This is a genomic window from Rhizobium sp. GCM10022189, from assembly GCF_042656325.1.
GTDB lineage: Bacteria > Pseudomonadota > Alphaproteobacteria > Rhizobiales > Rhizobiaceae > Rhizobium.
This window is the reverse complement of record NZ_JBHSOR010000047.1, coordinates 38,269-59,001: the sequence shown is the minus strand read 5'-3', so window position 1 is coordinate 59,001 and position 20,733 is coordinate 38,269. Positions and strand designations below refer to the sequence as shown.

Annotated in this window: 20 protein-coding genes; 2 read left to right on the top strand and 18 right to left on the bottom strand. The window is 61.8% G+C overall.

The features are described 5' to 3' along the window. Positions 1–55: 55 nt before the first annotated feature. Positions 56–2,272 (bottom strand): primosomal protein N', encoded by a 2,217-nt coding sequence (locus ACFPWW_RS20330; RefSeq protein ID WP_377313076.1) that lies wholly within the window; start codon positions 2,270–2,272, stop codon positions 56–58. 48 nt (positions 2,273–2,320) lie between these two features. Continuing rightward, a complete protein-coding gene (locus ACFPWW_RS20325; RefSeq protein WP_377313075.1) occupies positions 2,321–3,262 on the bottom strand; it encodes a GNAT family N-acetyltransferase in 942 nt (313 codons plus the stop codon). A gap of 143 nt (positions 3,263–3,405) precedes the next feature. Here ACFPWW_RS20325 and ACFPWW_RS20320 point away from each other — a divergent pair, with 143 nt between their 5' ends. Both ACFPWW_RS20320 and ACFPWW_RS20315 read left to right on the top strand, forming a co-directional pair. Beyond that, positions 3,406–4,341 carry a tyrosine recombinase XerC gene (locus ACFPWW_RS20320; protein WP_113412702.1) on the top strand — a complete coding sequence of 312 codons (936 nt, stop codon included), beginning with the start codon at positions 3,406–3,408 and terminating at the stop codon, positions 4,339–4,341. 87 nt (positions 4,342–4,428) lie between these two features. Next, complete coding sequence (locus ACFPWW_RS20315; protein WP_377313074.1) at positions 4,429–5,505, top strand: TraB/GumN family protein; 1,077 nt, start codon at positions 4,429–4,431, stop codon at positions 5,503–5,505. Positions 5,506–5,517: 12 nt separating this feature from the next. Here ACFPWW_RS20315 and ACFPWW_RS20310 read toward each other — a convergent pair whose 3' ends face one another. The 16 genes from ACFPWW_RS20310 to ACFPWW_RS20235 form a co-directional block, all read right to left on the bottom strand. Further along, entirely contained in the window at positions 5,518–6,018 is a 501-nt protein-coding gene (locus tag ACFPWW_RS20310; protein WP_377313073.1) for a cytochrome b, read from the bottom strand. Positions 6,019–6,120: 102 nt separating this feature from the next. Next, positions 6,121–7,524, bottom strand: a complete 1,404-nt coding sequence (gene lpdA / locus ACFPWW_RS20305) for a dihydrolipoyl dehydrogenase (RefSeq protein ID WP_112705783.1) — start codon at positions 7,522–7,524, stop codon at positions 6,121–6,123. Positions 7,525–7,548: 24 nt separating this feature from the next. After that, the gene (locus ACFPWW_RS20300; RefSeq protein ID WP_377313072.1) at positions 7,549–8,301 is read right to left on the bottom strand and encodes an SDR family oxidoreductase; all 753 of its coding nucleotides are present in this window, start codon (positions 8,299–8,301) and stop codon (positions 7,549–7,551) included. Further along, positions 8,298–8,825 carry a hypothetical protein gene (locus ACFPWW_RS20295; protein WP_377313071.1) on the bottom strand — a complete coding sequence of 176 codons (528 nt, stop codon included), beginning with the start codon at positions 8,823–8,825 and terminating at the stop codon, positions 8,298–8,300. The genes ACFPWW_RS20300 and ACFPWW_RS20295 overlap by 4 nt, the downstream gene beginning before the upstream one ends. Beyond that, complete coding sequence (locus ACFPWW_RS20290; RefSeq protein ID WP_377313070.1) at positions 8,822–9,565, bottom strand: DUF4241 domain-containing protein; 744 nt, start codon at positions 9,563–9,565, stop codon at positions 8,822–8,824. Before ACFPWW_RS20290 ends, ACFPWW_RS20295 begins: the two co-directional genes overlap by 4 nt. A 15-nt stretch (positions 9,566–9,580) precedes the next feature. Beyond that, complete coding sequence (odhB, locus tag ACFPWW_RS20285; protein ID WP_113412698.1) at positions 9,581–10,828, bottom strand: 2-oxoglutarate dehydrogenase complex dihydrolipoyllysine-residue succinyltransferase; 1,248 nt, start codon at positions 10,826–10,828, stop codon at positions 9,581–9,583. 31 nt (positions 10,829–10,859) lie between these two features. Further along, positions 10,860–11,177: a YciI family protein gene (locus ACFPWW_RS20280; protein WP_112571897.1), complete on the bottom strand. Its 318-nt coding sequence runs from the start codon at positions 11,175–11,177 to the stop codon at positions 10,860–10,862. Positions 11,178–11,194: 17 nt separating this feature from the next. Next, complete coding sequence (locus ACFPWW_RS20275) at positions 11,195–14,179, bottom strand: 2-oxoglutarate dehydrogenase E1 component (RefSeq protein WP_112571899.1); 2,985 nt, start codon at positions 14,177–14,179, stop codon at positions 11,195–11,197. Positions 14,180–14,346: 167 nt separating this feature from the next. After that, positions 14,347–15,249, bottom strand: coding sequence for a succinate--CoA ligase subunit alpha (gene sucD, locus ACFPWW_RS20270; RefSeq protein WP_112571901.1), 903 nt, complete (start codon positions 15,247–15,249; stop codon positions 14,347–14,349). An 18-nt stretch (positions 15,250–15,267) separates the two neighbouring features. After that, on the bottom strand, positions 15,268–16,461 hold the full coding sequence (gene sucC, locus ACFPWW_RS20265; RefSeq protein ID WP_112571903.1) for an ADP-forming succinate--CoA ligase subunit beta: 1,194 nt from the start codon (positions 16,459–16,461) through the stop codon (positions 15,268–15,270). 36 nt (positions 16,462–16,497) lie between these two features. Further along, complete coding sequence (mdh, locus tag ACFPWW_RS20260; RefSeq protein WP_112571905.1) at positions 16,498–17,460, bottom strand: malate dehydrogenase; 963 nt, start codon at positions 17,458–17,460, stop codon at positions 16,498–16,500. Between the two features lie 174 nt (positions 17,461–17,634). Then, a complete protein-coding gene (gene zapE, locus ACFPWW_RS20255) occupies positions 17,635–18,798 on the bottom strand; it encodes a cell division protein ZapE (protein WP_377313069.1) in 1,164 nt (387 codons plus the stop codon). 48 nt (positions 18,799–18,846) lie between these two features. Continuing rightward, positions 18,847–19,353, bottom strand: coding sequence for a protease inhibitor Inh/omp19 family protein (locus tag ACFPWW_RS20250; RefSeq protein WP_112571929.1), 507 nt, complete (start codon positions 19,351–19,353; stop codon positions 18,847–18,849). Between the two features lie 137 nt (positions 19,354–19,490). Then, complete coding sequence (locus tag ACFPWW_RS20245) at positions 19,491–19,754, bottom strand: hypothetical protein (RefSeq protein ID WP_377313068.1); 264 nt, start codon at positions 19,752–19,754, stop codon at positions 19,491–19,493. Beyond that, positions 19,714–19,950 carry a DNA polymerase beta superfamily protein gene (locus ACFPWW_RS20240; RefSeq protein ID WP_377313067.1) on the bottom strand — a complete coding sequence of 79 codons (237 nt, stop codon included), beginning with the start codon at positions 19,948–19,950 and terminating at the stop codon, positions 19,714–19,716. The genes ACFPWW_RS20245 and ACFPWW_RS20240 overlap by 41 nt, the downstream gene beginning before the upstream one ends. Next, positions 19,947–20,726, bottom strand: coding sequence for a succinate dehydrogenase iron-sulfur subunit (locus ACFPWW_RS20235; protein WP_007822372.1), 780 nt, complete (start codon positions 20,724–20,726; stop codon positions 19,947–19,949). The genes ACFPWW_RS20240 and ACFPWW_RS20235 overlap by 4 nt, the downstream gene beginning before the upstream one ends. Positions 20,727–20,733 lie beyond the last annotated feature (7 nt).

The following is a 20,733-nucleotide window of genomic DNA, read 5'->3' as shown; positions in this document are numbered from 1 at the left end:
ATTCTGCGTTTATGCCATGATCGGCGGCATCCGGAAACGTTGAGATGTCAATGATCTACAGGAAGCTCTGCGGATCGATATCGAGCTGCACCTGAACCGAACCGCGCTCTTTCGGCGATTGCGACAGCAATGCGCGAAGATAGGCCTGCATGTCGGAATTGCGGCGCCCGTGCACCAGCAGGCGGAAGCGATGGCGCCCGCGCACCAGCGCCAGCGGCGCCTCCGCCGGCCCGAGAACGGAAATGCCCGCGACCTGCGGTGCGGCATTGCGCATGCCACGCGCATGGTTTTCCGCGTCGTGGCGCGTGTCGGCCGAAACGATGATGGAGGCGAGCCTGCCGAACGGCGGCAGCGCCGCACGCTCGCGTTCGCTGATTTCGCGGTCGTAAAAGGCCTGCGCATCGCCGGAAACGATCGCCTGCATGACAGGGTGCTGCGGCTGGTAGGTCTGCAGCAGGCCGTGGCTCTTCAGGCCCGTTCGGCCGGCACGGCCGGTAACCTGCGACAGAAGCTGGTAGGTCCGCTCTGCCGCGCGCGGATCGCCGTTTGCGAGACCGAGGTCGGCATCGACGATGCCGACCAGCGTCATCAGCGGAAAGTTGTGCCCCTTGGCGACGAGCTGCGTGCCGATGACGATATCCGCCTCCCCCTTGGCGATGGCATCGAGCTCCAGCCGCAGCCGTTTCACGCCGCCCATGATGTCGGACGAAAGCACGATAGTGCGTGCGTCGGGAAAATGCCGTTCCACCTCTTCGGCGATACGCTCCACGCCCGGCCCGCAAGCGACGAGATGGTCGAGCGTCCCGCATTCCCGGCAGGCCTCCGGTGTCGGCTCGTTATGGCCGCACTGATGGCATTGCAACTGCCGGCGGAAGCGATGCTCTACCAGCCAGCTGGAACATTGCGGGCACTGGAACCGGTGGCCGCAGACACGGCAGAGCGTCAACGGCGCATAGCCGCGGCGGTTGAGGAAGAGCAGCGCCTGCTGGCCCTTTTCCACCGTTTTGCCGATCGCCCGGATCAGCACCGGCGAGAGGAAGCCGCCGCGCTCCGGCGCATGGCGCCGCATGTCGATCAGATGCAGGTCGGGTAGTGCCGCATCGCCGAAACGCGTCGGCAAATGGATCGTGCTGTAGCGTCCACTCTGGCCATTGACCTGGCTTTCGACCGAAGGCGTCGCCGAAACGAGCACGACCGGAAAATCGCCGATCCGTGCGCGGACGACCGCCATGTCGCGCGCGTTGTAATAAACGCGATCCTCCTGCTTGTAGGCAGGATCATGCTCTTCATCGACAATGATGAGGCCGAGATCTTCGAAGGGCAGGAACAGCGCCGAGCGCGCGCCGGCAACGACCCGTACCTCGCCCGTTACCGCCTGCCGCCAGACCTTTTCGCGCATACGCGGCGCAAGATCGGAATGCCATTCGGCAGGTTTCGCACCGAAACGATCCTGAAAGCGTTCGAGGAAGCTTGCCGTCAGCGCGATTTCCGGCAGCAGGATCAGCACCTGCTTGCCGCGTCTCAACGTCTCGGCAATCGCCTCGAAATAGACCTCGGTCTTGCCCGAACCGGTCACGCCGTCGATCAGCGAGACCGCGAATTCGCCCCTGCGCACTTCGTCCAGAATTTCCTCTGCCGCCTCCTTCTGCGGGCCTTCGAGGCGGGAAGCCACAAAGTCCGGATCGGGCCTGGCAACGACGGGCGGCGGCGGCAGGAAGATCGTCTCGAATATGCCCTGCGCGACCAGCCCGTCGACGACGCTGGTGGAGACCCCGGCAGCATGGGCAAGGCCGATGCGCGTCCAGGATGGCCCGTCGGCGGCTGCATCGAGCACGCGGGCGCGCGCCGGCGTCATCCTTTCCGGCTCGCCGCCGACGAAACGCAATCCTTCCACCATCGGCTCGGGCTCGAAGGCATTCGGCGCCCTCAGTGCCATGCGCGCCACCAGTCCCGGCGGCGAAAGCGTGTAGGCAGCCACCCAGTCGATAAAATCCCGCATCTCCTTGTTGAGCGGCGGGCAATCGAAGACATGGGTGATAGGCCGGAGCTTCTTGGGATCGACACCGTCCTCGCCGCCATCCCAGACGACGCCGATCACCTGGCGCGGCCCGAGCGGCACCTGCACGACCGAGCCGGGCTCGACAGCCATGCCTTCAGGCACCGAATAGGAATAGGCTTTCGGCGCCGGCATCGGCACCAGCACCGGAACCGTGCGGTTCGCGGGCGGAGCCTCGAAAAGCGCGCCAAAGAGATCGGACGAATCTGTGCTCATTGCGCCAGACCATGCCCGCAACGGCAGCAAATTGGAACCATAAAGAGGTCAGACGGCCACGGATTCAGCCGGTTGCGCAGACGGATCGGAGACCGGCACGAACTGCGCATTGCCATTGGTGGCCATATCGTAGACCGTCAGCTTTTCCAGCGCCTTCGTCACTTCGTTCAGGTCGCCGTCGAGCTGTTCGGCGGGAATGAGATTGCCGATCACGAAATCGAAACGATCGCCCTTCTTGTTCAGAAGCTCGTGGAAGACCGTCATGTCGCGCAGCTCGGTCGACCATTTGGCGAACCAGTAGAACAGGCCGGAATTGCGCGCCGTCATGTGAACGGGAAGGATCGGCAGACCGTATTTGCGGGCAAGGCCGACCGCAGAGGTTTTCCAGGGCCGCTCGTTCAGCCGCCCGTTCGCCCAATAGGCGATGCGGCCGGAAGGGAATAGCACGGTCGCCTTGCCTTCCCTCACCGCATGGTTGGTCAGCTGCAGCGTCTCGCGTGTCTTGAGCTTGCTCTTGAACTCCTCGCGCCACTCGACCGGAATGATCATTTCCGCAAAGCGCGGATTGACACGCACGGCATCACGATTGGCAAAGAACATCATGTCCGGTCGGCGCGTCTTCAGGAGATCGAAGACGGCCACGCCGTCGGCAATGCCGGTCGGGTGATTGCTGACGAGGATGAAGCCGCCGGAGGCAGGAATGCGCTCGGCATTGGTAACGTTGATATCCAGCTTCAGCAGGTTGCTCATATATTCGAACGACTGGAAGCCTGGCATGTTGGCCACATCATTGGCGAATTCGATCGCCTTGTTGTAGCGCAGCAGCGTGTAGAGAAACGGCCGCATGACAGGCCAGAGCGGATGGCGGACGATCTTCTGCCCGCGCTCGGCGATCAACGTATCGACGATATGGCCGGGTTTTCCATGAGAGACCAGGGCGATCGCTTCCGCAAGCTGTCCGAAAGCCGTCATGGTGTCGCGCCGTGCCATAAAAATTCCTGTCTTATGGGAGCTATAAGCTATCTCAGTGAATTATGATCGATACATGACAAGGGCTTGGCAAGCATTAGCAATTCCATAACGCCACTGTTTCAGAATTGGCGTCACGGAAATCAAATTCAAGAGCCACGCCCGTGAATGAACTTCTGATCATCGCCGATCCACAACTGATCGCAGAGCGCAGCGCCTGGCTCGAAAATCTCGCGCGCGAACGCCGCCTTTCCGGACATACGCTCGATGCCTATGAGCGCGATACACGCCAGTTCCTGACCTTTTTGACCGGCCATCTCGGCGGTCCGGCGACGCTGCGCGACATCGAGACGCTGCGCCCGGCCGACTTTCGCGCCTTTCTGGCCGCCCGCCGACGGGACGGAGCCGGCGCCCGCTCGCTCGGCCGGAACCTCGCCGGCCTTCGCTCGCTCCTGCGGCACCTGGAACGCAAGGGCCTGGTCAACGCGGCGGGCGCCGCTGCGATCCGCTCGCCGAAGCAGCCGAAATCTCTTCCGAAGCCCCTGTCGGACAGGCAGGCGATTGCCGTCGTCAGCAGCGATGCGCAGCTTCACGACGAACCGTGGATTGCCGCACGTGACGCGGCGGTCATGACCCTGCTCTATGGCTGCGGCATGCGCATTTCCGAAGCGCTCGACCTGACGCCCGCCGATATCAGGGCCGGGACAACGACGCTGCGCATCACCGGAAAAGGCAACAAGACGCGCCTCGTTCCGTTGCTGCCTATCGTTTTCGAAGCCGTCGACAAATACAGGCAGCTCTGCCCCTTCGATCTTGACGAGGGCGAGCCGCTGTTTCGCGGCGCCCGTGGCGGCAAGCTGCAGCCGGCCATCATCCAGCGCGCCATGCAGAAGTTGCGCAGTGCCTTTGGCTTGCCGGAGAGCGCCACCCCGCACGCGCTGCGCCACTCCTTCGCCACGCATCTGCTGGCCGGTGGCGGCGACCTGCGCACCATTCAGGAACTGCTCGGCCATGCCAGCCTCTCCACCACGCAGGTCTATACCGGCGTCGATGCATCCAGGCTTCTTGAAGTGTATGATAAGGCGCATCCTCGCGCGTAATCCTTCGTTAACACTGTCTCTTAAAGGAATATGCGCAAGCCCGGCGTAGAGCATGAGCCTTGAAGCACTTGTGACCGGATTACCAGCATGACCATTTCCATCGGCCACCGGACCTTTCACATCGTCCAGCCGGGCAATATCCTGCTCTGGCTCGCGGCGGCCTTTCATGTGCTGCTCGCCGCCGCATTGCTCGCCGCCGTCTTTTCCGTCACGCCGGCCGATGCTGCGGAAGACGGCTGCACCGGGAAAAACTTGCTCACCGAACTGCAGCAGAACGATCCTGCCCGCTATGCCGAAGCCGTGAAGGAAGCGGATGCGACGCCCAACGGCAAAGGTATTTTCTGGAAGATCGAAAAACCGGGCGTCAGGCCGTCCTGGCTGCTCGGCACCATGCATGTTACCGATCCGCGCGTCCTGAACCTGCCGACACGTGCGCAGCTTGCCCATGACGGCGCCGACACGATCGTCATCGAATCCGACGAAATCCTCGACGAGAAGAAAGCAACTGCCGCCCTTCTGATGAAGCCCGACCTGATGATGTTCACGGACGGGACCACCATCGACAAGCTTCTCTCACCTGAAGATTACAGCCGTCTCGAAGCCGGCCTGAAGCAGCGTGGCATCCCGCTCTCCGCCGTGTCCCGCATGCGCCCCTGGATGATTTCGAGCGCCGTGGCGCTGCCCGCCTGCGAGATCTCCCGCAAGGCACAAGGCGTCCAGTTCCTGGACCAGAAGATCGCCGCCGATGCGGCTGCCGAAGGCAAACAGGTCAAGGGCCTGGAAACCCTGGCCGAGCAACTGCAGGCCATGGCCGAACTGCCGGTCGAATTTCATCTGAAGTCGCTGATCGAGACGCTGGAGCTTGGAGCCAAGATGAACGACGTCGTCGAGACCATGACCGATATCTATCTCTCCGGCGACATCGGCATGACCATGCCGATGCTGAAGACCGTGACGCCCGAAGGCAGCGACGAGGACAGCGACTACGCCGCCTTCGAGCAGCGCATCATCCTCGACCGCAACAAGGTAATGGCCGAGCGCGCCGCCCCCATTCTCGCCAACGGCAGTGTCTTCATGGCCGTCGGCGCCCTGCACCTGCCGGGCAAGGATGGCGTCGTCGAACTGCTGCGCCGGCAGGGTTTCACGGTAACGGCGGTCAATTGATCACCTGAAGCCTTAACCGACTGTCATCCGCCGCAAGACATCCGTCTTCCAGTAAAACTGGTGGGCCAGAGCACCGAGGACATGCGCAGCGATAACGATCCACAGGATGAGCTTCAGCACATCGGCATGTAGCGAACCCGCCGCATCGACACCGAAATAGTAGGTGGCAATGCCTGAAACCGGCAGGGCAAGCAGCAGCAGATAGAGGCTCGCATGCACAAGCCGCGCAGCGAGCCGAAGTGTCGCCGGCTCGTCTGCGGCTTCCGGCGGCACGCCCTGCACGAAACGCAGGCCGAGCCTGATGATCGTCACGAGCAGGATTGCGATCCCGACATAGGCGTGGATATTGGCTGAGGCAATCTGCTCCGGCGAAGGCATGCCGCCACGGCGGACAATCCGGTACCAGGCATTCATGCCATCGGGCAAAAGAAGATTGAAGAGAACCAGGAGCACGGTTGCCCAGTGAAGGAAACGCTGGGAGAAACTATAGCCGACGACAACGCGATCATTCATTTTCTTGGCTTTCGTCAAAGAGTTAGCGAAGCTTGCCCACCAAATAAAAATGCCGCTGGCTCGAAAGCAAGCGGCATTATGAATGATTGCTGATATTTAATCTTACATATGGATCGGCTTGAAGAAGGCGGCGAGCGCCGCTTCCTTCACGGCTTCCGACATGGTCGGATGCGCATGGCACGTACGGCCGAGGTCTTCGGCCGAGCCGCCGAACTCCATCAATACGGCGATCTCGTGGATCATCTCGCCGGCGCCGAAGCCGACGATGTGGCCGCCAAGCACGCGATCGGTTTCCTTGTCCGACAGGATCTTCACGAAACCGTCCGTTGCCAGCATGGCGCGGGCGCGGCCATTGGCCGAGAACGGGAACTTGCCGACCTTGTAGGCGATGCCTGCAGCCTTCAGCTCTTCCTCGGTCTTGCCGACGGACGCGACTTCCGGCTGCGTGTAGACGACGCTCGGAATGACGTCATAGTTCACATGGCCGTGCTGGCCGGCGAGGATTTCGGCAAGCGCCACGCCTTCGTCTTCAGCCTTGTGCGCCAGCATCGGACCCTTCACGACGTCGCCGATCGCATAGATGCCCTCGACATTGGTCTTGAAATGACCATCGATTTCGACGCGGCCGCGATTGTCGAGCTTGACGCCGGCTTCTTCCAGGCCAAGGCCGGCCGTGTAGGGGATGCGGCCCGTGGAGATGAGGACGACATCGGCTTCGAGCGTCTGGGCAGCACCGCCTGCCACCGGTTCAAACGTTACCTTGGCACCCTTGCCGCCCTTTTCGACGCCCGTCACCTTGGAGCTGAGGTTGATGTCGATGCCCTGCTTGCCGAGCATGCGCTGGAACTGCTTGGAAACGTCGGCATCCATGGCGCCGAGGATCTTGTCGAGGAATTCGATGACCGTGACCTTGGCGCCGAGGCGCGACCAGACCGAGCCGAGTTCCAGGCCGATGACACCGCCGCCGACGACGATCATCGTTTCCGGCACCTTCTCCAGCGCGATGGCGCCGGTCGAGGAGACGATGACCTTCTCGTCGATATCGACCTTGACGCCCGGAATGCCGGCGACGTCAGAGCCCGTGGCAATGACGATGTTCTTGCCTTCGATCTGCTGAACCGTGCCGTCTTCGGCAGTCACGGAAACCTTGCCGGCGGAAACGATCTTGCCGGTGCCGTGGAAGGCATCGATCTTGTTCTTCTTGAAGAGGAAGGCAACGCCGTCGACGTTGGACTTCACCGTCGCGTCCTTGTGCGCCAGCATCTTGTCGAGGTTGAGCTTCGGAGCCGCGACCTCGATGCCGAGTTCTTCCATATGATGCGTCGCATGGAACATTTCGGAAGCATGCAGCAGCGCCTTGGAGGGGATGCAGCCGACATTCAGGCAGGTGCCGCCGTACGTGGCGCGCTTTTCCACGACCGCGACCTTGAGGCCGAGCTGGGCGGCCTTGATTGCCGCGACATAGCCGCCGGGGCCGGTTCCGATAACAATCACATCATAGGACATTGCTTTTTCCCTTTGCGTTATTGACTAGCGCCCGCCGCTCACATTGAGGATCGCGCCTGTTATGTAGGATGCCGAAGGCGAGAGCAGATAGACGATCGCGTCGGCCACCTCTTGCGCCTGTCCGGTTCGCTTCATCGGAATCGATGAAGCCATTTCTTTCGGCCTGTCCGGCTGTCCGCCGGAGGCATGAATATCCGTTTCGATGATGCCGGGCCGGATCGCATTCACCCTGATGCCTTCGGCCGCGACTTCCTTGGAAAGCCCGATCGTGAAACTGTCGATGGCGGCCTTGGATGCGGCGTAGTCGACATATTGCGCCGGTCCGCCGATGACGGCCGCCATGGACGAGATGTTGACGATCGCGCCGCCCTTGCCGCCGTGGGCGATTGACATGCGCCGCACGGCCTCGCCGGCGCAAAGGATCGAGCCGGTGACGTTGATCCGCATCATCCGTTCGAGGCGCTCGGCCGACATTTCATCGACACGCGCAACGCGGTCGACGACACCGGCATTGTTCACAAGCCCGTCCAGACGCCCGAAATGACTGTCGACTGCCGCAAACATCGAGACGATATCGCCGGCATTGCCGACATCGCCCTTGATGGCGATCGCATCACCACCGGCCTTTTTGATCTCGGAAACGACGGAGTTCGCCGCCACCTCGTTCAAAGCGTAGTTCACCGCAACGCGCCAGCCGTGACGCGCAGCGACAAGGCAGGCCGCCGCGCCAATGCCACGGCTGCCGCCGGTAACAAGCAGGACGGGACCGTCGGTCATTGTGCGCATCCCTTCAAATCGAGGACATCCCAGGGTGCAACCTCTGCCTTGCCCTCACCCCAGGCAGACGACTGGCGGATCGCCGGACCGAGACCCGGAAAGACGATTCTGTCGGCTGCCGGACTGTCACCGGACTGGAGGTTATCGAGCCCACCTTCGCTCGTGCGATAGATAAATCCCTGCCAGACCGTGCAGGCGTCGAGATCGGCCCCGGTAACGTCGCCGTCCGGACAATTGAACAGCACCATGCCCATCGTCCGCACCGGGTCGTCTGACGCCATGACATAACCATCCATGACGACAGGGGTCTTGAGCGCGCTGAGCCTGAACCGGTGGCTCGACGTCATGGCTTCGGAGGTAATCGGCGAGAACCGCAGTTCATAAGCGCCGTCACGGTCTCCGTAAATCGCCTGAGCCTGCTTGCACTCGGCGGCGATCGCAGAAACCGGCGCATAGGAAAGCGTGGCGATCGCAATCGCGGCCAGCCCCTTCCGTTTTGTCCGCCTCAGTCCTGCCGCGTTCATTGGTGGCTCGGCTCTCTGCGCCCGTCGGCATTCGCGATGACCTGGAAGTCCGTGAGCAGCACCAGCGGATGCTCGTCTCTGTCCACCCCCCAGAAGACCGGATAGAAGCCGTCGCCCCAGCCGCTCCAGAAGATCGCGACGTTGCCCTTCTTGCCGGCGACCGGGCGGTGCAGGTCATAGGCGCCCTTGTTGGCGTCGAGTTCCGAAGCCAGCACGTCGTCGTAATAGTTCACGTCGGAATCCGGCTTTTGCGCCTGCACCTGCTGCTCGCGTTCCTCGATGAGGGCAAGCGTATCGGCATCCATGTAACTGCCGAGGCCGGCATCGACGGGATAGCCGAAAATCTCGTCATCCTTCAGCGTGGCGACATCCTGGCCTGCAAGAGTGGCAAGCTCCCAGTGATCAGGCCTCCCCTCGCCGAAGCGCATGCTGGCCGCGGCTACCCGCCCGGCAGCCTCATAGAGCCGCACCGGGTAGTCCCCAGCAGGAACCGTTCTTGCCAGGGCCTGCCGGTCTGGCTGCGCCAGCGGATCGGCAGCAACGATACGGCCCGAGATGAGTTCGACATTGCCTATGTCGACGGTTTTGATGGAGCGTGCGGAAAGCTCCGCATCGCTGAGCGACACGAGGTCGAAATTGCTGCTCGCCTTGTTCACGTCGAAGGCAAGAGCCGAGACCGGCATGAAGGTAGCCGTGGCGCAGAGTGCCGCGCCTGCCGCTCGCATGATCCGGTCTCGCATGGCAGATCGCTCCGCTTAGAGGTCCAGAACCAGACGTTCCGGATCTTCCAGGCTTTCCTTGACGCGCACGAGGAAGGTCACGGCTTCCTTGCCGTCGACGATGCGGTGATCGTAGGAGAGCGCCAGATACATCATCGGGCGGATGACGACCTGACCGCCGATGGCGACCGGACGCTCCTGGATCTTGTGCATGCCGAGAATGCCCGACTGCGGTGCGTTGAGGATCGGCGAGGACATGAGCGAACCGTAGACGCCGCCGTTGGTGATGGTGAAGGTGCCGCCCTGCATTTCGGCCATGGAGAGCGAGCCGTCACGGGCTGCCTTGGCGAGGCGGCCGAGTTCCTTCTCGATTTCGGCGATCGACATCTGGTCAGCGTCACGGATGACCGGGACGACGAGGCCCTTGTCCGTGCCGACGGCCATGCCGACATGGCAGTAGTTCTTGTAGATGATGTCGGTACCGTCGATCTCGGCGTTGACGGCCGGCAGTTCCTTGAGCGCGTGCGTGACGGCCTTGGTGAAGAAGCCCATGAAGCCGAGCTTCACGCCATGCTTCTTCTCGAAGACATCCTTGTACTTGTTGCGCAGGTCCATGACGGCCTTCATGTCCACCTCGTTATAGGTGGTCAGCATGGCAGCCGTGTTCTGTGCATCCTTGAGGCGCTTGGCGATCGTCTGGCGCAGGCGGGTCATCTTCACGCGCTCTTCGCGAGCCGCATCCTCGACGGTCGACGGGCCGCGCGCCGCAACAGGTGCCGCCGGGGCAGCAGCCGGAGCGGCCGCAGCCTTGGCGACGGCGGCGATGACATCGCCCTTCAGGACCTGGCCACGCTTGCCGGAGCCGTCGACCTGATCGGCCGAGAGATTGTTTTCTGCGAGCATCTTTGCCGCAGCCGGAGCCGGCGGCATGGACGATACGGAGGCGGCCGGAGCAGCCGCGGCAGCTGCCGGTGCTGCAGGCGTCGGAGCCGGAGCGGCGGGTGCAGCGGCCGGGGCTGCGGCGGCAGGAGCGGCAGCGGCGGCCGCACCTGCAGCGATCTGGCCGAGAAGCGCGCCAAGGCCCACGGTCTCGCCAGCCTGGGCGACGATTTCCGAAAGCGTGCCGGAGGTCGGAGCCGGAACTTCGATGGTCACCTTGTCGGTTTCAAGCTCGAGAATGGGCTCGTCGGCCTTCACGGCGTCGCCGACCTTCTTGAACCAGGTGCCGACGGTTGCCTCGCTGACGGATTCACCGAGTGTTGGAACGCGGATTTCTGTGGCCATTGTTCAAATCCTGATTGTGCTTGTTATCGTGTTAGGTAGCGGTACCGGCCTGCGGCCGGAAAATGATTGAGGGCATTGGCAAGACATCGAAACGGAAACCGAAGCCGGAAGTGATGATCGGGTCCGCATCGGCAAGCGCCTGCGCTGCCGCCTGATCCGCAACCTCGACGATCGCGATGCCGAAAGCCCCTTCACCCTCGAAGACGGGACCGACGACAGCCGCCGATCCCGCAAGAGCGTTCTGGTGCCAATATTCGGCATGGCGCTTCATCGCCGCCATCTCCTCCCCGGTCCCGTCATGCGGGAAAGTGGGGCGCGGCGGCACAAGTCTCATGAAGAAATATGCCATCGCGCCTCTCCTTGTTGTTAGCCGCCCAGCGCATCCTCGAGGAACGCGGCAAGCTGCGACAGATGCTTGGACATCAGGCCCGTTGCCGGCGAGGCGGCTGCCGGGCGACCGGTGTAACGAACGCGCTGGTACTTTGCATCGATATGGGCCAGCACCCATTCCAGATACGGGTCGATGAACGACCAGGCGCCCATGTTCTTCGGCTCTTCCTGGCACCAGACCATCTCTGCATTCCGGAAGCGGGACAGCTCGTTGATGAGCGCCTTGGCCGGGAACGGATAGAGCTGCTCGATGCGCAGCAGGTAGATGTCGTCGATGCCGCGCTTTTCGCGCTCTTCCAGCAGGTCGTAATAGACCTTGCCGGTGCAGATGACGACGCGGCGGATCTTGGCATCCTTCTGCAGCTTGATCGGACCGTCCTTGATGACCTCCGCATCGTCCCACAGGAGACGGTGGAAGGAGGATTCGCCGGCCAGTTCGGCAAGCGTCGAGACAGCGCGCTTGTGGCGCAGCAGCGACTTCGGCGTCATCAGGATCAGCGGCTTGCGGAAGTCGCGCTTCAGCTGGCGGCGCAGGATGTGGAAGTAGTTCGCCGGCGTCGTAACATTGGCGACCTGCATGTTATCCTCGGCGCAGAGCTGAAGATAACGCTCCAGACGGGCCGACGAATGTTCCGGACCCTGTCCTTCGTAGCCGTGCGGCAGCAGGCAGACGAGACCCGACATGCGCAGCCACTTGCGTTCGCCCGACGAGATGAACTGGTCGAAGACGACCTGCGCACCGTTCGCGAAATCGCCGAACTGGGCTTCCCAGAGCGTCAGCGCGTTCGGGCGAGCCAGCGAATAGCCGTATTCGAAGCCGAGAACGGCTTCTTCCGAAAGCATCGAGTTGATGACTTCGTAACGGGCCTGAGTCGGCGACAGGTTGGCAAGCGGGATGTAACGTTCTTCGGTTTCCTGATCGTAGAGAACCGAATGGCGCTGCGAGAAGGTGCCGCGCTCGCAATCCTGGCCGGACAGACGGATCTTGTGGCCCTCGACCACGAGCGAACCGAAAGCAAGCGCTTCCGCCATCGCCCAGTCCAGGCCTTCGCCGCTCTGGATCATGTTGGCGCGGTTTTCCATGAAGCGCTGGATCGTGCGGTGCGCATTGAAGCCCTCGGGGATCTCCGACAGCTTGCGGCCGATATCCTTGAGCGTCTTCATCGGCACGGCGGTCTTGCCGCGGCGCTGTTCGTCGCCATTGTCTGCCGTGCGCAGGCCGGACCACTCACCGTCCAGCCAGTCGGCCTTGTTCGGCTTGTAATGCTGGCCGGCCTCGAATTCCTGCTCGAGATGGGCGCGCCAGTCGGCCTTCATCTTCTCGACTTCGCCGTCGGTAAGAAGGCCTTCGCGAACGAGACGTTCCGCATAGAGCTGCAGAACCGTCTTGTGGCCGCGGATGACCTTGTACATCTTCGGCTGGGTGAAGGACGGCTCGTCGCCCTCGTTGTGGCCGTAGCGGCGATAGCAGAACATGTCGACCACAACAGGCTTGTGGAACTTCATGCGGAATTCGGTCGCGATCTTGGCTGCATAGACGACGGCTTCCGGATCGTCGCCGTTGACATGCAGGATCGGCGCCTCGATCATCTTGGCGACATCGGACGGATAGGGCGACGAGCGCGAGAAGGCCGGGTTCGTGGTGAAGCCGATCTGGTTGTTGATGATGACGTGCATCGTGCCGGCGACGCGATGGCCGCGCAGACCCGAGAGACCGAGGATTTCGGCGATGACGCCCTGGCCGGCAAAGGCCGCGTCGCCGTGGATCAGCAGCGGCAGAACCTTGGCGCGTTCGGACAGCGGAATGATGTCGCCGTCCCAGACGGTGGCGCTCATATCCTGCTTGGCGCGCGCCTTGCCCATGACGACGGGGTCGACGATTTCGAGATGCGACGGGTTGGCCGTCAGCGAGACGTGCACCTTGTTGCCGTCGAATTCGCGGTCGGAGGAAGCACCGAGATGGTACTTCACGTCGCCGGAACCTTCGACTTCGTCCGGTGCGTAGGAGCCGCCCTTGAATTCGTGGAAGATGGCGCGGTGCGGCTTGCCCATGACCTGGGAGAGCACGTTCAGGCGGCCGCGATGGGCCATGCCGAACACGGCCTCCTTGAGGCCGAGAGAACCGCCGCGCTTCAGGATCTGTTCCAGCGCCGGGATCAGCGATTCACCGCCGTCGAGGCCGAAACGCTTGGTGCCCTTGAACTTGACGTCGAGGAACTGTTCGTAGCCCTCGGCTTCGACGAGCTTGGCGAGGATCGCCTTCTTGCCTTCGGCCGAAAAGGCAACGCCCTTGTCCGGACCTTCGATACGTTCCTGGATCCATGCCTTTTCTTCCGGATTGGAGATGTGCATGAATTCGACGCCGAGCGTCGAGCAATAGGTGCGCTCGAGGATTTCGATCATCTCGCGGATGGTCGCGTATTCGAGGCCGAGCACGTTGTCGATGAAGATCTTGCGATCGTAGTCGGCCTCCGTGAAGCCGTAATTTTCAGGCGAAAGCTCGTGATAGTCCTCGACCGGAGCGGCGATGCCGAGCGGATCGAGCTTGGCATGAAGGTGGCCGCGCATACGATAGGCGCGGATCATCATGATGGCGCGGACGGAATCGCGCGTCGCCTGCAGCACGTCGGTCGTACTGGCCGGCTGGCCGGCAGCTTCGGCCTTGGCCTTCACCTTGGTCTCGATGACCTTTTCGACGATGCCCCAGTCGCCGTCGAGCGCCGAGACGAGATCGCCGCTTGCCTGCAGCGGCCAGTTCTTCTTGCGCCAGGAAGCGCCCTTGGCCGCCTTCTTCACATCGTTCGGATCGTCCTCCAGCGCCTTGAAGAAGGACCGCCACTGGTCGTCGACCGAGTTGGGATCGTCTTCATAGCGGGCGTAAAGCTGCTCGATATAGGCAGCATTGGCGCCATCCAGAAACGAAGTGATCTGAAATTGCTCGTTGGCTTCTTGCCGTGCCATGGTGATATGCGGACGCTTCCGCCCGCCTCCTGACTTAGATGAATTTGCCGGCTTCATCGCCGGCTGCCGCATTCCGATTGCCGCCTGTCCGCGGCGCATCCGCATTAAAATGGAGAGCCGGGCGGAGGCCGGGATGCCATTCCTCCGCCCGGGATATATAGGTTGGCTCAGCCCTTGAGGACTTCAACCAGCGTCTTGCCGAGGCGCGCCGGAGAGGGCGACACCTTGATGCCAGCCGATTCCATCGCCGCGATCTTCGATTCCGCATCGCCCTTGCCGCCGGAAACCACAGCGCCGGCATGGCCCATGGTGCGGCCCTTCGGCGCGGTGCGGCCGGCGATGAAGCCGGCCATCGGCTTCTTGCGGCCCTTCTTGGCTTCGTCCTTGAGGAACTGGGCAGCGTCTTCTTCAGCCGAACCGCCGATTTCGCCGATCATGATGATCGAGGTCGTGGCTTCGTCGGCCAGGAACATTTCGAGCACGTCGATGAATTCGGTGCCCTTGACCGGGTCGCCGCCGATACCGACTGCCGTCGTCTGGCCGAGACCTTCGTTGGAGGTCTGGAAGACGGCTTCGTAGGTCAGCGTGCCCGAACGGGAAACGATGCCGACCGAACCCTTGCGGAAGATCGAGCCCGGCATGATGCCGATCTTGCATTCTTCCGGCGTCAGGATACCCGGGCAGTTCGGTCCGAGCAGGCGCGACTTGGAACGGTCGAGGCGAGCCTTGACGCGAACCATGTCCATGACCGGAATGCCTTCGGTGATGCAGGTGATGAACGGGATCTCGGCGTCGATCGCTTCGATGATCGCATCGGCTGCGCCTGCCGGCGGAACGTAGATGACGGTCGCGTCTGCGCCGGTCTTTTCCTTGCCCTCGGCAACGGTCGCGAAGATCGGCAGGCTTTCGCCCTTGGCGCCGGTCCAGGTTTCGCCGCCCTTCTTCGGATGGATGCCGCCGACCATCTGCGTGCCGTAATAGGCGAGCGCCTGTTCGGTATGGAAAGTGCCGGTCTTGCCGGTCAGACCCTGAACGAGGATCTTGGTGTCTTTGTTGACGAGAATAGACATTCTTTCAGATCCTTCAAATTAGCCGTTGATCGCTGCGACGATCTTCTTGGCCGCGTCGTCCAGGTCGTCGGCCGCGGTGATGGCCAGACCCGACTCGTTCAGGATCTTCTTGCCGAGCTCGACATTGGTGCCTTCAAGGCGCACGACGAGCGGAACCTTGAGGCCGACTTCCTTGACCGCGGCAATGACGCCCTCGGCAATGACATCGCACTTCATGATGCCGCCGAAGATGTTGACGAGAATGCCTTCGACCTTGGGATCGGCCGTGATGATCTTGAAGGCCGCAGCAACCTTCTCCTTGCCGGCGCCGCCGCCGACGTCGCAGAAGTTCGCCGGCTCCTTGCCGTAGAGCTTGATGATGTCCATCGTCGCCATGGCAAGGCCTGCGCCGTTGACCATGCAGCCGATGTTGCCGTCGAGCGCCACATAGGCGAGATCCCACTTGGAGGCCTCGATTTCCTTGGTGTCTTCTTCGGTCTCGTCACGCAGCGCCTTGACGTCGTCATGGCGGAAGAGCGCGTTGCCGTCGAAGGAAACCTTGGCGTCGAGAACGCGCAGGTGGCCGTTGGTCATGACGATCAGCGGGTTGATTTCGAGAAGCGACATGTCCTTCTCGTCGAAGGCTTTGTAGAGGATCGGGAAGAGCGACTTGGCATCTTCGGCGGCAGCGCCGTCAAGAGCCAGCGCCTTGCAGATCTTCTCGACATCGGCAGCGGTGACGCCCGCAGCCGGATCGATGGCGATCGTGTGGATCTTCTCCGGCGTGTCATGGGCAACCGCCTCGATATCCATGCCGCCTTCGGTCGAAACGACGAAAGCGACCTTGCCGACCGAGCGGTCGACCAGCAGCGAGCAATAGAGTTCGCGAGCGATGTCGGCGCCGTCTTCGATGTAGAGGCGGTTGACCTGCTTGCCGGCCGGGCCGGTCTGGGCCGTTACCAGCGTATTGCCGAGCATTTCCTTGGCATTGGCAACGACGTCTTCGATGGAGCGGGCGAGACGCACGCCGCCCTTGGCTTCGGGCGACAGTTCCTTGAACTTGCCCTTGCCGCGGCCGCCGGCATGGATCTGGCTCTTGACCACGTAGAGCGGACCGGGAAGCGACTTGGCGGCAGCCTCGGCTTCGTCAGCCTTGAGGATAGCAACGCCTTCCGCAACCGGCGCACCGTAGCTCTTCAGCAGAGCCTTGGCCTGATATTCATGAATATTCATGGGTTTGTCCCTATTTCGATTGGGTCAGCGCGCCGATTACTTGAGGGCAGGCGCGATGTTGATGCAGGCTTCGCAAAGACCGGCAACGGCGCCGACGGACTTGTCGAAGGCTTCCTTCTCGGTCTTGTTGAGATCGATCTCGATAATGCGCTCGACACCGCCGGCACCGATGACGGTGGGAACGCCGACATACATGTCCTTGACACCGTACTGGCCCGAGAGATGGGCCGCGCAGGGCAGAACGCGCTTCTTGTCCTTGAGGTAGGATTCAGCCATTTCGATCGCCGAAGCGGCCGGAGCGTAATAGGCCGAACCGGTCTTCAGCAGGCCGACGATTTCGGCGCCGCCGTCACGGGTGCGCTGGATGATCTCTTCGAGGCGCTCCTTGGTAACCCAGCCCATGGTGACGAGGTCGGTCAGCGGAATGCCGGCAACGGTCGAATAGCGGGCAAGCGGCACCATCGTGTCGCCGTGGCCGCCAAGAACGAAGGCCGTGACGTCCTGGACGGAAACGTTGAATTCCTTGGCGAGGAAAAGGCGGAAGCGCGAGGAGTCGAGAACGCCGGCCATGCCGACGACTTTGTTGGCCGGAAGGCCGGAGAACTTCTGCAGCGCCCAGACCATGGCGTCGAGCGGGTTGGTGATGCAGATGACGAAAGCGTTCGGGGCATATTTCTTGATGCCTGCGCCGACCTGCTCCATGACCTTCAGGTTGATGCCGAGAAGGTCGTCGCGGCTCATGCCCGGCTTGCGCGGAACGCCGGCGGTGACGATGCAGACGTCGGCACCTTCGATCGCGGAATAGTCGCTGGCGCCCGTCAGATTGGCGTCGAAGCCTTCGACCGGGGAGGACTGTGCGATATCGAGGCCCTTGCCCTGGGGAATGCCGTCGGCAATGTCGAAGAGGACGATATCGCCCAGCTCCTTCAGGCCGGCGAGATGCGCCAGCGTGCCACCAATCATGCCAGAACCGATGAGTGCGATCTTGTTACGCGCCATTTCGCTTTTCCTTTGCGATCAAAATCCGTCGGGCGACGCGCGGGCATCGCCCAATGCCGCAATCGCATAGACCTAAAGCCCAAAAATGGCAATCCATTATTTTTGGTGCAGCAATTTCAATCGTTTAGATACTAAAATTCTTACGTAAACGTAAGACAAATTGTCACCAAACTGTTACTCGGCAGCCCGCCGCTCATGGTGCGCCGCCAGATATTCCGCGCTTCTCATCTCGAACAGGCGCGATGCCGTGCGGTCGAATTCGAAGCCTTCCGTGCCGCGTCTTTCGACAAGCAGGTCTTCGGGCATGGCGGCGGCGGAAACGCAAAGGCGGACGCCGTGATCGTAGAGCGTATCGATGAGAATGATAAAACGCTTGATCTGGTTCCGCTTTTCCGGGCCAAGCAAGGGAACGTGATCGACGAAGACCGTGTCGAACCTTTCGGCGATGGCCAGAAAGTCGGCCGCACCCAGCGGCTTGTCGCAGAGATCGGAGAAGGAAAAGCGCGCCATGCGATCGACGGCGAGCGGCACATGGATCGCCCGCCCTTTCATCGCAATCTCAATCGGCTGCGCCTTGCGGCCATGCAGCGCCTGCGTCCAGGAGGCATCCATGGCCATGTCGGTGCGCTCGTCAATCGGGACGAGATAGACCGGCTGGCTGTCCAGCTTTTCCATCCGGTAGTCGGTCGGCGAATCGAGCGTGACGATCTCGACATGTTTCTTGAGGAGGCCGACAAAGGGCAGGAAAAGCCCGCGATTGAGACCGTCCTTGTAGAGATTGTCAGGCTCGACATTCGAGGTTGCCACCAGCACGCAGCCGCGCGCGAAAAGCTCGGAAAACAGCCGCGACAGGATCATCGCATCGGCAATGTCGGTGACGGTGAATTCGTCGAAGCAGAGCAGTTCCGCTTCCTCGAAAAGCTGGGCGGCAACCGGCGGCATCGGATCGGCCTGCTTCGCCTCGCCGTTCTTGAGCTTCTGGCGGTGGGCAGCGATGCGGTTATGCACGTCGGCCATGAATTCATGGAAATGCGCCCGTCGTTTTTTCCGGCAGGGCGCCATCTGGAAGAACATGTCCATGAGCATCGTCTTGCCGCGCCCGACGCTGCCATGAATATAGAGGCCCCGGATGCCGGCCTCGTTCTTCTTCTTGGAGGCAAACAGCCAGCCGAGCGCGCTGCTCTTGGCGGCCGGCCGCTTCTGTTTAAGGGAAGCGAGCACCCGGTCGAGGCATTTGGCCACATCCATCTGGGCGGAATCGACCTGCAACGTCCCCGAAACCGTTAGCGATTTGAGCTGCTCGGTGACGCTGAGCGAATAGTCTGGCATTGGCTGCATGAGGGCTTGTCCGCCTATGCGTAACCGGCGGGAACCCGCCGGATTGTCTTACCGGCTGAGGTTGATCGGTTGCCCGGTCGAAGTCTGGCCGCTGAAGCTGTTGTCGGCGACCTTGTAGACGGAACCGATCTGGTTGCCGCTGCGGTCCTTGAGCAGAACCTGCTTGCCGGACACTTCCCAGGAGCCCATCGCCGTCAATTCGCCGACACAGCCGCGCGTACCGCCGCGCGAGCCGCTGCCGAGATTGGTCAGCGTCAGGAACATGTCGCAGCTGCCGTTGACGCGCCAGCTGCCGACCATCGATTCCTTGGTGACGTCCATGGCGGTCGCAGGTGCAGCACCGCCCGGCTGGACACCGGCCATCGGCGCTGTCGAGGTCGGGGCGGCAGGAAACTGCCCGGTCGGAGGCGGAAGCTGGCCGCCCTGCACGGAAGGTACGGGCTGCGCGGTGAGCGGTGGAGGTGCGCTGTTACTGCTGTAATCATATGAGGTGCGTTGGCATCCCGCCAGGGCCAGAGCGGCCGTTAGACCCGTCACCACATATCGAAACTGCATCATCAAGCTCCCGAATGTCCGCTTCAACCGCAGAGATATTTCAATTCTGGGTTCGAATTACCGTATTTCACTTTGGTTAATCAAGTCAGCACAATGCAAATCGGCCTTCGTGACACCTATGGCGAAACCGGCACAATTCAACCAAGCGCGCGCTGGACTTCTTGCTGATAAAATATGTCAGCACGGTGATGTGCCCGACTGTCCGCATCCTGATCAGGTTTGATACGCTCGGCAAGATCTGCATGGCGTTCAATCGACGCGGCCAGAAAGGACTGGATGCGCTTGGGCGGCAGGCCCTCGCCCATCTCCCGCGTCCGGCCCTTGACGATCACCAGATCGTGGATTGCCTCGCGCAATGCCTCATCGATAACGACGCCTGACAGACATTCCATCATGTTCATCGCCAATCGGGCGGACATAGATGAACCGGCAGTCATAATCGCCGTCGGGCGAGGAAAAGCCCCAGGCACGGCTTCCGCTTTCGATCGCGAAACCGATGCGGATGCCCTGCTGTTTGACCGAGGCGAGCCGCGAACGAATTTCGGCAACCGCCTCGGGATCAAAACCATCGATGCCGGCTGATATGGCGGCACTCACACGCGGCGCTCGACCATCATCTTCTTGATTTCGGCGATTGCCTTGGCCGGGTTCAGACCCTTCGGGCAGGTCTGGGCGCAGTTCATGATCGTGTGGCAACGATAAAGGCGGAACGGATCCTCTAGATTGTCGAGACGCTCACCCGTGGCTTCGTCTCTGGAATCGATCAGCCAGCGATAGGCCTGCAACAGCACGGCCGGACCGAGGTAACGGTCACCGTTCCACCAGTAGCTCGGACAGGAGGTCGAGCAGCAGGCGCAGAGAATGCACTCGTAGAGGCCGTCGAGCTTCTGACGGTCCTCATGGCTCTGCTTCCATTCCTTGGCCGGCGTCGGCGAAACCGTCTTCAGCCAGGGCTCGATCGAGCGATGCTGGGCATAGAAATTGCTGAGATCCGGCACCAGGTCCTTGACGACGGGCATGTGCGGCAGCGGGTAGATCTTCACCGTGCCCTTGATATCGTCCATGCCCTTGGTGCAGGCAAGCGTGTTCGTGCCGTCGATATTCATCGCGCAGGAACCGCAGATACCTTCACGACAGGAACGGCGCAGCGTCAGCGTCGGGTCGATCTTGTTCTTGATGTAGAGGAGCGCGTCGAGAACCATCGGCCCGCAATCGTCGACATCGACATAAAACGTGTCGATCGACGGGTTCTGGCCGTCATCCGGGCTCCAGCGATAGACGCGGAACTCGCGGGTGTTCTTGGCACCCGCCGGTTTCGGCCACACCTTGCCTTCGCGCATCTGGGAATTCTTGGGGAGAGCGAGTTCAACCATGTCAGGT